The organism is Luteolibacter pohnpeiensis (genome assembly GCF_016595435.1).
Classification (GTDB): Bacteria; Verrucomicrobiota; Verrucomicrobiia; order Verrucomicrobiales; family Akkermansiaceae; genus Luteolibacter; species Luteolibacter pohnpeiensis.
In genome coordinates, this window is sequence record NZ_JAENIJ010000024.1 from 1 (window position 1) to 11,925 (window position 11,925).

General features: G+C 54.2%; 12 protein-coding genes and 1 other RNA gene. 5 read left to right on the forward strand and 8 right to left on the reverse strand.

Going from position 1 to position 11,925, the window contains the following annotated elements:
* A partial coding sequence (locus JIN85_RS21415; protein ID WP_234047444.1) for a hypothetical protein occupies positions 1–205 on the forward strand: 205 nt, incomplete at its 5' end.
* Positions 206–211: 6 nt separating this feature from the next.
* Here the strand turns inward: JIN85_RS21415 and JIN85_RS14225 are convergent.
* The 6 genes from JIN85_RS14225 to JIN85_RS14250 form a co-directional block, all read right to left on the reverse strand.
* A complete protein-coding gene (locus JIN85_RS14225) occupies positions 212–595 on the reverse strand; it encodes a hypothetical protein (protein ID WP_200271878.1) in 384 nt (127 codons plus the stop codon).
* Between the two features lie 667 nt (positions 596–1,262).
* A complete protein-coding gene (locus tag JIN85_RS14230) occupies positions 1,263–1,493 on the reverse strand; it encodes a hypothetical protein (protein ID WP_200271880.1) in 231 nt (76 codons plus the stop codon).
* Between the two features lie 727 nt (positions 1,494–2,220).
* Positions 2,221–2,579, reverse strand: a transfer-messenger RNA (tmRNA) gene (gene ssrA / locus JIN85_RS14235).
* 40 nt (positions 2,580–2,619) lie between these two features.
* Positions 2,620–3,249 carry a carbonate dehydratase gene (can, locus tag JIN85_RS14240; RefSeq protein ID WP_200271882.1) on the reverse strand — a complete coding sequence of 210 codons (630 nt, stop codon included), beginning with the start codon at positions 3,247–3,249 and terminating at the stop codon, positions 2,620–2,622.
* 67 nt (positions 3,250–3,316) lie between these two features.
* Positions 3,317–3,994, reverse strand: coding sequence for a DR2241 family protein (locus JIN85_RS14245; protein ID WP_200271884.1), 678 nt, complete (start codon positions 3,992–3,994; stop codon positions 3,317–3,319).
* Positions 3,995–4,028: 34 nt separating this feature from the next.
* The gene (locus tag JIN85_RS14250; protein WP_200271885.1) at positions 4,029–4,853 is read right to left on the reverse strand and encodes a CbiX/SirB N-terminal domain-containing protein; all 825 of its coding nucleotides are present in this window, start codon (positions 4,851–4,853) and stop codon (positions 4,029–4,031) included.
* A gap of 124 nt (positions 4,854–4,977) precedes the next feature.
* On the opposite strand from JIN85_RS14250, the gene JIN85_RS14255 reads away from it, so the two are divergent.
* Positions 4,978–5,613, forward strand: coding sequence for a lipoyl protein ligase domain-containing protein (locus JIN85_RS14255; RefSeq protein WP_200271887.1), 636 nt, complete (start codon positions 4,978–4,980; stop codon positions 5,611–5,613).
* Here JIN85_RS14255 and JIN85_RS14260 read toward each other — a convergent pair.
* Complete coding sequence (locus tag JIN85_RS14260) at positions 5,610–6,479, reverse strand: helix-turn-helix domain-containing protein (RefSeq protein WP_200271889.1); 870 nt, start codon at positions 6,477–6,479, stop codon at positions 5,610–5,612. The two genes, JIN85_RS14255 and JIN85_RS14260, sit on opposite strands and share 4 nt — an antisense overlap.
* A 99-nt stretch (positions 6,480–6,578) precedes the next feature.
* Here JIN85_RS14260 and JIN85_RS14265 point away from each other — a divergent pair, with 99 nt between their 5' ends.
* Genes JIN85_RS14265 through JIN85_RS14275 form a run of 3 tightly spaced genes read left to right on the forward strand, consistent with a single transcriptional unit; the run spans position 6,579 to position 9,491 of the window.
* Positions 6,579–7,844: an L-rhamnose isomerase gene (locus JIN85_RS14265; protein WP_200271891.1), complete on the forward strand. Its 1,266-nt coding sequence runs from the start codon at positions 6,579–6,581 to the stop codon at positions 7,842–7,844.
* A 42-nt stretch (positions 7,845–7,886) separates the two neighbouring features.
* The gene (locus JIN85_RS14270; RefSeq protein WP_200271893.1) at positions 7,887–9,308 is read left to right on the forward strand and encodes a purine-cytosine permease family protein; all 1,422 of its coding nucleotides are present in this window, start codon (positions 7,887–7,889) and stop codon (positions 9,306–9,308) included.
* 6 nt (positions 9,309–9,314) lie between these two features.
* Positions 9,315–9,491, forward strand: coding sequence for a hypothetical protein (locus JIN85_RS14275; protein ID WP_200271895.1), 177 nt, complete (start codon positions 9,315–9,317; stop codon positions 9,489–9,491).
* Positions 9,492–9,542: 51 nt separating this feature from the next.
* Here JIN85_RS14275 and JIN85_RS14280 read toward each other — a convergent pair whose 3' ends face one another.
* Positions 9,543–11,753: a bifunctional rhamnulose-1-phosphate aldolase/short-chain dehydrogenase gene (locus JIN85_RS14280; protein ID WP_200271897.1), complete on the reverse strand. Its 2,211-nt coding sequence runs from the start codon at positions 11,751–11,753 to the stop codon at positions 9,543–9,545.
* Positions 11,754–11,925 lie beyond the last annotated feature (172 nt).

Genomic DNA, 11,925 nt, shown 5'->3' on the forward strand with positions numbered 1-11,925 from the left:
AAGTTCTCGTGAGGCGCGACTCCTTCGCAGCAATCCGATCTACTACCAACGTAGTTCAAACTACCAAATTCACTCCGACTCTCCCATCACCAACCAGGACGTCATTCCGGCAGCGGCCGCAAAGGTTAAACTACCGAATCAATCATATTCATTCTTATCCAGAACGTTAGAGTGGTGGCACGGCGGTGTCGAGCATCCAGAGTGAAGCGAACTAACGAGCTTGTTCGCCGTTGCCACCCACGCCTTGTTCTCCCGGTCCTTCTTTCAGTGCGCGAGCCACCATAGGACTTGCGAATACTGGGTCTTTGGAGCCGAGAGGAAACTCGTTATCTGAATCGAGCGTTAGTTCGGATCTCTTCACACGATAGTTGGTGGAAACCTTCACCAAGTGGCTGAAGTAATGATAGTGTGCATCACTGCCACGATACCAAAGTGTGCTCAAACTCCCTCCAGAAGTGAACTGGCCGAGGTGGGCCGGCTGAACTACGTATCCGCCTGGTGACAGAGCGGGCAATCCTCCAGAGCATCCTCCGAGCGGGATTACAGCGATCAATCCGACGAGCAAACAAATGGTTTGGCTTGCGATTTGGGACATCGGACGGCGGAATGTCATTTTTAGGAGAACGTCAAAGCACACACACCGCGTGACGGCAGCCGCGTGTTGACTAGGTGTTGAGGGTTTTAGTCACGTTAAAACTTCGACTCGGAGCGGGTCAGGCGGTTGGGTGCTGCGGCTTGTTCTGCTTCTTCATTCGTAACGGTTGCCGATGCTCTTAGATAGGCGCAAATTCACACCTTGGGTGAACACCCATCTGTCATAGAGCGCACCGATTACGACCATTGGAATTAAAGGAATAAACTCCGAAAGCCCCAAGTCGCCTGATGTCTCGGATACCAAAACAAGGCGGTATAGGAACCACGACATAGGCAGCGCTGTGAGAATTATGGCGGCAACGTATAGGAACGGACGTGTAGAGAAATATCTCCTGATTTGCTCTTTTGATTCAAACTTCGCGCGTGTGTATAGGAAACCCAGAAGGAAATATGGAGCGAACTTGATCCACCCTAATGCAACGGAAAGCATCGCAAGAGAAAGGAAGATCCAGCAAGCTATGATCGACTTTTGGGTGCTACTCATTTTATGCAGAACGTCAAAGGCCTGGCACCCCTGATCGGGAGCGCGCTTTCGACTGCGGGTTAGTGGTTACGTTACCAGTCATCATTCGAACTCAGAGCGGATCAGGGTTGCCAGCGCTGGCTTGTTAGCTTTTGGTTTCTTCGACGAGGCTTCGACCCCTCTCAAGGTAAGGCTCTAGGAACTCCTTAGCAGTCGCAACTCCTCTGCCTGGATCCCAGTCGAACTCGTCATCGATCAAATAGATCATTCCCACTTCATCTCTGGCATCCTTGCGGTTTGAGAGGCAAAAGCGTTCATACATCGTCGGCAAAATATCCTTCAATGGATGAGAAAGGTCCAAAAGTCTGACAGACATAGCTCCCAAGAACTCTTGATCGCTTGGCTCAGGTTCACTGGTGTGTTCCCTCAGCATTGATTCCAGATCGATCCTGCTGGCTCGTGACGCTGTCGAAACCTCGATAAGCCAATACGGGGGATCATCTGTCTCGCCGATCCGTCGATCTGCCCAAGCGATTACATCGTCCCGACCGATCACACCAAGCTGTAGTGCAGCGAGCAAATGATGTGGATCTACACTGGTCATTTTCTTGAGCTAACAGTATAATTCGTTCTGCCTCATATTGAATGTCGCGAATTCATTGTCAATGGTGTGTTTGATTGGGATTTGTAAGGTGCTGACCAATAGTTTTTTGTGAATCTCATTCAGAAACTCTGAATTTTTGGATCGCAAGGATTTCAGGGCGGGTTTGCGAGTTGGATATGCAGCTTGGAAATATCCCATACGATCCAAAATATCAGCAACAGTTGATGGTTCGTTAACGCAGGGACCACTCCGGCAAGTCGCCTCTAGAGATACTTCTTGCGACGCCCCCAGCGTGACTGATGAGAAAGTAGAAATTCGGATCGGGTGACACGCTCCATATCCAGAACAGGGACGCTGGATGCAAAAATGGTTTGTTGGAAAATCGCACATGTCGAAGACGGAGTCTTCCGGCCCATCCTCAAAACCTCAACCAAACAGCCTCATCCCCAATCTTTGGTGCAAACCCGAAAAGTCTTCATCATCTTGTCGGACAGTTCAGAAGTGGAGGCGAGGGGAGTCGAACCCCTGTCCGAAACATCGTCGGCGTTGGTATCTACACGTTTAGCATGCGATCTGGTATTTCGGATGCGCGTGGCCCACATGCAGCGTTACGCATCCTAGAATCCTGTTTAGTCTCAAATCGAGGCCCGGCTACCCGACCTTGATTCCAGCCTGCTGAAGTGTCGCCAGCCCCCCTAGCAGGCGTCGGGGTTTTGACGTGGTCGTCAATTAAGCGGCCAGTGCGAGCTCGTTAGAGTCTGCATTTATTTGTTTTGAGCGGCTTTTTTAGGAGGCCAGCCGATCAACCTCCACGTGCAACCAGCGCGTTGAACATCCCGTCGAAACCAGAACGCCCCCTTTGCTGAACGCGGAGAAGATGCTCCAAAATGCGATTTGTTCAACCGCTAATTTCGTGGATCGACTCGACGTCAGCCGGTGAGTTGATTGAGTTCGCCAGGACGGTGATGAGACCTTGATCAAGGCGGTAGATCCAGCTGTGGATGGAAATGTCCTGACCGCGAGTCCACGCGTCTTCGATGATGCTGGTGCGGGCCACGTGTTTGGCTTGGTGCATGACGTTGAGTTCGCAAAGGCGATCGAGAGCCAGGCGCGGATCGAGCGAAAGTAACTCCTCGTTGTGCTTGCGGCGCAACGAGCGAATGCCGGCGAGCCAGTTGTCGATCATGCCATGGCGGACGTTTTCAAGCGCTGCCTTGACGCCGCCGCAGCCGTAGTGACCGCAGACGATGATGTGGCGAACCTTGAGCACATCGACGGCGTATTGCAGCACGGCGAGCACGTTGAAGTCGGTTTCTGCAACCACGTTGGCAACGTTGCGGTGGACGAACACCTCACCCGGGGCGAGGCCGGTGATTTGGTTGGCGGGCACCCGGCTATCTGAGCAACCGATCCAGAGGTATTCCGGACTTTGCTGGCTTGCCAATTGTTTGAAGAAATCCGGGTCCGTTTCAGTAACGGTCCGGGCCCAATTGCGGTTGTTGTCCAGGAGTTGTTTGAGCGTGAGCATTTTTAGGTGAAATCGGGCGAAACTAACAACGTGATGGGGCTCACGTCCATCACGGTATCGAAAAATCTCACGCTTCTGTGTTCGAAGCGGCCTTGCGTTCAGCGCTGGAAACCTTTTTGCATTCCGAGACGAAATGATTGCACGCCTCACGGCAGAGCAAAGGAATCGCTGCGTTTTCCGCGACCTTGCCAGGGATGCCATTGAAGCGGCTGGCCTCGCTATCGTTCAAAGGCGTGTCCTCGTCGATTTGCCAGAGGATCCGCTTGGCACATTGATGGGCAGGGCCGCAGATTTTCGTAACGAGTTCCTGCGCTCCAGCATCACTGATGAAGCGGGCGCTCCGATACATCCCGGTTTGCCGATTCAATTTATCGCGCAGGTTTTCAACGGCGATGCTTCCTTGCGCGTGAGCGACCCAAAGACCGACCGCTGCAGGGTAAAACAGGTCGAGCGCCTGTCGAATCTCCGCGACGGTGCTGAGGATCATGATCCAGCCGGATATCAAATTGGTCTGGCCTTTGGTAAAGCGATAACTGCCATCGGCAGCAAAGGTGGAAAGGTCGCGAGCGGCGAAGGGATCGCGATGGATCTCTAGAGCTGTCATTTCCGGATCCGTCAGCTTATCGGCATCGTCGACGTGGCAAAGCATCCACTCCTGATTGGCGGGATTGGATCGAATTTCGATTTGGCCGATCCGGTGACCGCCGGAGTTGAGAAATTGGGCCAGATGCTGGGTCAGGTTCATCGTTAGGTGGGATGCGTGGAAATGCGGTGGGGGATCAGGAAACAAGGGGCTTGTGGGATTGGTCGAAGTCTTCGATCAAATCCAGAATGACATCCGCGAGAAGCTTTTCGGTGCCGATGGCGGATGAGTAATAGAGCGTTTTTCCGCGAAGGTGATGCGGATTGTGGCGGAAGACTTCGCGCTGGCTGGCGGCAGCGCCGACTTCGCTTTCCATGCCAAGCAACACAGGAATGTCTTGGTAAGAGTGCAGTCCATCGGCGATGAAAAATGGCACCACAACGACATTTGAGGTGGGGGATAGCTGATCCCATTCTGCAACGAGTGGTGGCTCTTCCATGAACGCATCGGATACCTTGGCGTAGCCTGCATCCGAGGCGGCGATGAGCGCGACTTGATCGCGGATGGCCTTGGTGGAGTTTTGATTCAAGCCCGTGCCGTGGCCGGTGATGATGAGCGTGGTATCGGCGGGATCAACATCCGGGGCGATCTCTTTGGCGCGCTTCATGATCAGGCCCGTCATCGATGGGTGAACGCCGACTGGCAGGCAGTAGTGGTAGGTTTTTCCAGCGATTTCTGTGGTCGGACCGCTGAGCTGAAATTCGCGCGGGATGACCTCTTGGGTGAAATAGCCTTCGCTGATGAAATCCGGAACGATGTACACCTCATCGGCGTCGATTTGATAGATCACCTCACGCATCGATGGCTCCTCTTTCCAAAAGCAGCAGTGGACCTCTGCGAATAGATGGCGACTGCGGATTTCCGCAGCGTGGTCGAAGTAGGGGCTGGATGAATCCGGGTTTTCGGTCGATCCGTGCCCGACGATGAGAAGGGCACTGTTTGGTTTCGGCGCGAGAGGCATGGCGAAACGTTGAAGGGGACGCGGGGGAATGCAAGAACGGGAACTTCCGGAGTCGTTCCGATCGTGAATTGCCGGTTGCGAAATTCGTCGATGGGAATATGACGCGGAGGTGATTTTGGACCGATTGCAACTATGGCAGGATCCGGAACGGCGATCCGGACCGGAAGCAATGGCCGTGGATGAGTGGCTGCTGGAAACCAGCGAAGCACCGATTTTGCGGGTGTATGAGTGGGCGGGAGATTGGGCGAGTCTCGGGTATTTTGGCGATTTTTACGAAGCCTCGCGACAAATCCCAGGCGTCCGCTGGGTGCGCCGACGGAGCGGCGGCGGGGTAGTGGATCATCGGCGAGATTGGACTTACACCCTGGTGGTGCCGATCGGATGGCCGATGGCGACGCTGCGCGGAGCTGAGAGTTATCGGCAGATTCACGCCGCTTTGGCTGAAGCCTTGCGCGCGGAAGGAATCGCAACGGAGCTTGGCAATGGCGAAACGGAAACCGGTGCGGCACTGTGTTTCGAAAATCCGGTTTGCCACGATCTGGTCGCTGCGGACGGCAGAAAATTGGCGGGTGCGGGTCAGCGAAGAACAAAATTCGGCCTGTTGCATCAAGGATCAGTGGCGCTTCCTGGAAATGCCAGTCGAGCTGAGGCTTTGGCGTCAGTTATCGCGGAAAAATGGCAAGCAATCGATCTCCAGCCGCCTGTGGATTTGATCAGGAACAAGGCTGTCTCTCGCTTCCCGGAAATCGTGGTGGTTTAACCATCGCGTTGGTGGCGACGGTATTCGCGCGGGGAAAATCCGGTGACCTTGCGAAATTGTCGGGTGAAGTAGTTGCTGTCGTTAAAGCCGACTTCGAATGCGATTTCGGTGATACTTCGCTCGGTTTGCCGTAGCAAATTGCAGGCGCGGGTGATGCGGCGGCCGATCAACCAGGTGAGGGGAGACGTTCCGGTCGCGGAGCTGAATACTCGCAGAAAGGTGCGACCGGACATGTGGGCGATCGCTGCCAGTTCATCCAGATTTACCTCGCTGGTGATGTTTTGTTCCAGATGCGTCAGCACTTCGCCGATGCGGAGCAGCGCCTTTCCATCGGGTGATGGATTGCGGCCATGGATGCGGGACAGGGTTCCGATAATTTGCATGAAGTTGGAGGTGGCCATGAGGCCGAAACCCGGGTCGCGCTCCTGGAGCTCGCGTTCCAGCCGACCGACTAATTCTAGAATCCTTGCCATTTCGCCTGCCGCCAGGCGCATCGTGCGTTTGCTGGGTCGACGCGAATTTGGGTAAGTGTCCTGGGTGAATAAAACGTGGTAGCCCGCCACCGATGGCAAATCTAACAAGCTCATGCCGATGCGGTCTGGCTGATAGAGAATATTGACGAGTCGCAGGTCTTCCACGTCCCGGTATTCATGTTCGCGCTTGCCCGTGATGACGATCACATCGCCTGCGGTGAGCTCGCGAACCTCCGAACCACTGACATGGGTGCATCTGCCACCTGTCACGATGATCAACTCGGCAAATTCGTGCGAGTGCAGTCCAAATTCCGCCTGTGGCTCCCTGCGTTCGACGCTAATAGGGAAACCGTCAGGATGAAACCAGTCACCAATTTTGAGAACTCTCTTCACTGGCGGGATCGTGCTGGTTTTTGGCCGGACAGTGGAGGTTTTTCTGCAAAATCCTGTCCATGATCGGCATCCCAATTCATCAATCTGAAAACCCGATCCATGGCAGTAACTACCCGCTCCGTCGCCGCTTCTTATGCATCCGCCCAAGAAAGATATGCCGAAATCGGCGTGGATACTGAAGCTGCGATGGCCAAACTCGCGACAATCCCCATTTCATTGCATTGCTGGCAAGGCGACGATGTTGGCGGTTTTGAAAACACCGGCGAAGGTCTCAGTGGCGGGATCGCGGTGACGGGAAATTATCCCGGTCGCGCGCGGACTCCAGAAGAGCTTCGCGCGGATTTGGACCAGGCGTTTTCGCTCATTCCTGGCAGACATCGACTGAACCTCCACGCGTTCTACGGTGAGTTTGGTGGTAAAAAAGTCGATCGGAACGAGATTCGTCCAGAGCATTTCCAGAACTGGATCGATTGGGCGCGGGACAAGGGAATCGGGATGGATTTCAATCCCACATGCTTTGCGCATCCCAAGGCTGCGGATGGATTCACACTCTCCAGCGAAGATCCTGGGATTCGCAAATTCTGGATCGAGCATTGCATGGCCTCGCGCGAAATCGCTGCGGAAATGGGCAAGGCATTGGGATCGCCAGCGGTGACCAATGTTTGGATTCCGGATGGCTACAAGGACACCCCGGTGGACCGGGTATCGCCACGGCAGCGTCTTGCGGACGCGCTCGATGAAGTTTTCGCGAAAGCTTATGATCCAAAGCACTTGTTAGATGCAGTGGAGTGCAAGCTGTTCGGCATTGGCAGTGAAAGTTATGTCGTTGGTTCGCATGAATTTTACCTTGGCTATGCGATCAAGAATCAAAAGCTGCTTTGCTTGGACGCGGGGCACTTTCATCCAACCGAAGGCATTGCTGATAAGTTGGGAACGGTCCTGATGTATGTGCCGGAAATTTTGCTGCACGTGAGCCGTGGTGTCCGTTGGGACAGCGATCACGTCGTGACCTTGGACGATGCCCTGCAATCGATCGCATCCGAGTTGGTGCGGAATCAATTGCTGGAAAGAACCCACATCGGCCTCGATTTCTTTGACGCCAGCATCAATCGCATCGCTGCCTGGACGATCGGAACCCGTAATACGCTGAAGGCGCTTCTGATTGGTTTGTTAGAGCCACCGATGCTTCGCGAAGCGGAACTTGCCGGAGATCTAACAAGTCGCTTGGCGTGGATGGAGGAATTGAAATCCATGCCTTGGTCCGCAGTGTGGGATCGCTATTGCGAGACGCAGAATGTTCCCATCGGCATGGACTGGATGCAGGATGTGCGCAGCTATGAGAACGCTGTTCTCGTCAATCGCTAACGCTTGCGATTTTCTTTCTTAAAACCCAAAACCCTAGTCCACATGGCAAAAACCCAAGACGCTGAGGAAGCTGTTTCCTCGAACGAATTCGAACGCGAGCCGGTCCCGGAAAATGCCCGCAAAGGCCCGCTGGCCTTTTGGGGGATGTATGCCGGCGAACACGCAGCCGGAACCGAGTTTACGATCGGACCTTTGTTTTTGGCCGCTGGTGCGAGTTTGAAGGATCTGATGTTTGGCTTATTCCTGGGCAATGTCCTGGCGGTATTGACCTGGCGCTATCTGGTGTTGCCGATTGCGATGAAACGCAGGCTGACCCTTTATTATCAGCTGGAGAAAGTCGCGGGCAGTTCCACAGTGAAAATTTACAACGTGGTGAACGGAGTTCTATTCTGTTTCCTCGCGGGAGCGATGATCACGGTTTCCGCTTCGGCGGTGGGTGTTCCGTTCAATGTGCGGTTCCAGGTTCCAGCGGAACTTTTCGGGCTAGGCGGTGTAAGCTTCACCGTGATTGTCGCAGTGATCGGCCTGGTGATCGCCGCCGTAGCGGCTGCGGGATACGATGCGGTTTCTCGATTCGCCAACATCGCCGCGCCGTGGATGATCCTGGTTTTTGCCGCGTGCGGTTTGGTTTCGCTCGGGCAGATGGACGCTCATTCCGTGGATCGCTTGCATGCGATCTGGAATGAAGGTGTGGCGTTTGTGCAGTCTAACAACGGTCAGCAGGAATTTGGATTTTGGAAAATCGTGATCTTCAGTTGGCTCTGCAATGCCGCCATGCATCTGGGAATGGCCGATCTCTCGATCTTCCGTTTTGCGAATTCCAAATCCAGTGGTTGGGCACCATCGGTAGGCATGTTCCTTGGCCATTACATGGCATGGATTTGTGCGGCTTTGATGTTGGCGGCACTGATTTCGACGAATCCGGCGGCGACCTTGAATGACCTTGGGAAAGTCCAGGTGGATCCTGGATTCCTGGCCTGGAATGCACTCGGCTGGACTGGTATTATTTGTGTCGTGATCGCCGGTTGGACCACGGCAAATCCAACCATTTACCGCGCTGGCCTGGCATTCCAATCGCTGCTGCCGAAGCATTCCTCGCGCATGGCTGGTGTGCTGATTGCGGGGCTGGTGGCGACGATTGCTGGGGCATTTCCGCAGCTTTCCGCCCGATTGCTCGACTTTGTGGGAACTTACGGAATGATTTTAGGACCCGTAGGAGCGATTCTTTTTGTGAATCACTATCTGGCGAAAAAGGCCGGGTTTCTTGAGGATGGTGCGGCGGTCACTGGCTCGACCTTCAATTTCGCGGTGCTGATCGCGTGGCTATTGCCGGCATTTTCCGGTCTCTACCTGATCTTCTTCAAAGGTGTATTTGCATCCTATCTGGTGATTCCCGCCTGGCTTGCTTCCGGTCTGCTTTACTTGATTCTGGCGCGATTCATGTTTCCCAAATCCTCACGCTAAGCTCTGATGAAAACCCTCAAAACTTTTGCCAAACCCGTGAGCTGGTCCTCACTTTCATTGATCGTCATTCCGCCGATACTCTTTTACAGCGGCGGAATTTCCCAGGCTGTCATGTGCCAGTTGATGATTCTCGGGACGATCATCTGGTTCATCAGCGCACCGCTGTGGATGAGATCGGAGTAAGAATGATTTCTCTCTATCCGATACTCACCCCGCCGGGGCCTCCGCTAGCATCTAGCGGAGGAATGCTTCATGCAGCCCGCCATCGACCGTGATGATTTGGCCGGTCGTTTTCGACAAGCGTTGCGTGACCAGCAAGAAGTATGCTTCGGCTTGGTCAGCGGGAGTGATCGGCGATTTTGTTAGAGTCCGGTCTGCGTAGAATTGAGCGAGTTTTTCGACCAAAGATGCGGTATCCTCAGACTCCTTGAACGGGATGTTGTATTTCGCGAGTGAGCCAATCACCCGATCTCGCGGGAACATCGCGGAACCGGAAACCACGGTGGCAGGAGCGACACCATTGACGCGGACCAAGGGTGATAGCTCAATGGCGAGTTCGCGCACCAAGTGATTGGCGGCCGCCTTCGAGGTGTCATAGGCGAGGGAACCTTTCTTGGCGACCGCGGCATTGGCCGAGGTGGTTAGAACGAGGTTGCCTTGCAGTCCTTGATCTCTCCAAGTTTTCGCAGCTTCGTCCGCAACGAAATAGGAGCCTGCGACATTGATGTTGAAAGTGAGCGCCCATTTATCGTCCGGGATGTGACCCGTGGTATCCGATGGGACGAAAATTCCGGCGGTGATGCAGATATGATCGAAGCCGCCATAAGCGAGTGCAACTTCATCAAGCATCGCGCGAATGCCAGCACGGTTGGTGATGTCGCCTTGCAGGGCGATGGCGGGACCGCAGTTGGAAATGCCGCTGCCGCCTACACCAATGCCAAGACCGTATTGATCGGTGATTTCCTTGGCGGTTGCTTGAGCCGCTCCGAGGTTCATGTCCACGCACACGATGTGGGCACCTTCCTTGACGAGGCGATGTGCGGTCTGCTTGCCGATCCCGGAACCCGCACCGACGACAATGACAACTTGCCGGGCGAGTTCTTTTTCAGCGGGCATGCGCTGCAGTTTTGCTTCCTCTAACAGCCAGTATTCGATGTCGAACGCTTCTTGCTGGGGCAGGGAAATGTAGGTGTCGATCGCTTCGGCTCCGCGCATCACTTCCACGGCGCAGTTGTAGAACTCCGCCGTCACGCGTGACTCGGACTTATCCTTGCCCCAGGCGATCATGCCCAGACCTGGAATCAGAACGACTGTCGGATTCGGATCGCGCATCGCCGGAGAATTGGCGTGTTTGCACTTCGAGTAATACTTTTCGTAATCCTTCCGATATTCGGCGATGCCCTTTGCGAGTTTCTTGCGCAGGGTTTCGAGGTCTTCCTTCTGCGGATTCCACGGAACGTAGAGCGGCTTGATCTTGGTGCGGAGGAAATGATCCGGGCAGCTGGTGCCAAGATCGGCAAGGCGTGGCGCATCCGATGAATTGACGAAGCGGAGGATTTTCTCGTCGTCTTGAATGGTGCCGATGAAGCGCTTTTGTTCCGATACCTGGCCACGAAGATAGGGCAGGATCGAAGCCAGGATCTGGCGTCTTTCTGTTTCAGGCAGTGATTGGTATTTTGGACCGCCGAAAACGGAGGCGTCGCCACCATTGGCCTGATATTTTTGTTCGATGAACTCGGATGCTTTTTCGATCAGTCGGAGAGTAAGCTCGTAGCAGGTTTTGTCATCATCATCCCAGGAGATGAAACCGTGCTGACCCATCATGATGGCGCGGGCGGCAGGGTGTTTTGCCTCAATGTGCTTCATCGCAAGGCCCAGCTCGAAGCCAGGGCGCATCCAGGGAACATAGGCCATCTCATCGCCGAAGATTTCCTTGGTGAGCTTTTCGCAATTCTTGGAAGCCGCAATCGCGATGATCGAGTTCGGATGCATGTGATCCACATGGCGACCGGACAGAAAGCTATGGAGCGGGGTGTCGATCGATGATGGCCGCGGATTCAGATTGAACGTGGTATGGGCATACATGCCGACCATTTGATCTTCGGCTGGCGATTTGAGTCCCGTATCAGGCTTGGACGCGTAGAGGTCCTGGAGCTCGATGAGCTTATCCTGATAGAGTGAGGAAAAATTTTCGCGTTTCGAGGTGCGGAGATCCCCGCCGGAGCCCTTGACCCAGAGAACTTCAACTTGGCGTCCGGTTAGAGGATCGGTCTCAAATACTTTCGATGAAGTATTTCCGCCGCCAGTGTTGGTGATGCGTTGATCCGAACCAAGGATGTTGGAACGATAAACGAGGCGGCCTAACGGATCGAGTGTTTCAGCATGGGTGTCATCCCACTTATAATGAACGTGGTTGAAAGTTGGTGTCTGGAGATTTGCTTCCATGTCGCTACCACCCGGATAATGTCCGATCCAACGATAAGCAAGAAAATAACAGGAAATCAAAGATTTCTGATCATCATGCCCAATCTCGAACCACACGCATGACCTTCTGAATCTGGAACAAAAAAGCCCGGCGGATGAGGCCGGGCTTTTTGGAGATGATGGATGGGTTCGG

Coding starts and splice junctions, on each gene's coding strand:
- JIN85_RS14225 (WP_200271878.1), bottom strand. CDS start 595: ATGTCCCAAATCGCAAGCCAAACCATTTGTTTGCTCGTCGGATTGATC.
- JIN85_RS14230 (WP_200271880.1), bottom strand. CDS start 1,493: ATGTCTGTCAGACTTTTGGACCTTTCTCATCCATTGAAGGATATTTTG.
- can (WP_200271882.1), bottom strand. CDS start 3,249: ATGCTCACGCTCAAACAACTCCTGGACAACAACCGCAATTGGGCCCGG.
- JIN85_RS14245 (WP_200271884.1), bottom strand. CDS start 3,994: ATGAACCTGACCCAGCATCTGGCCCAATTTCTCAACTCCGGCGGTCAC.
- JIN85_RS14250 (WP_200271885.1), bottom strand. CDS start 4,853: ATGCCTCTCGCGCCGAAACCAAACAGTGCCCTTCTCATCGTCGGGCAC.
- JIN85_RS14265 (WP_200271891.1), top strand. CDS start 6,579: ATGGCAGTAACTACCCGCTCCGTCGCCGCTTCTTATGCATCCGCCCAA.
- JIN85_RS14270 (WP_200271893.1), top strand. CDS start 7,887: ATGGCAAAAACCCAAGACGCTGAGGAAGCTGTTTCCTCGAACGAATTC.
- JIN85_RS14275 (WP_200271895.1), top strand. CDS start 9,315: ATGAAAACCCTCAAAACTTTTGCCAAACCCGTGAGCTGGTCCTCACTT.
- JIN85_RS14280 (WP_200271897.1), bottom strand. CDS start 11,753: ATGGAAGCAAATCTCCAGACACCAACTTTCAACCACGTTCATTATAAG.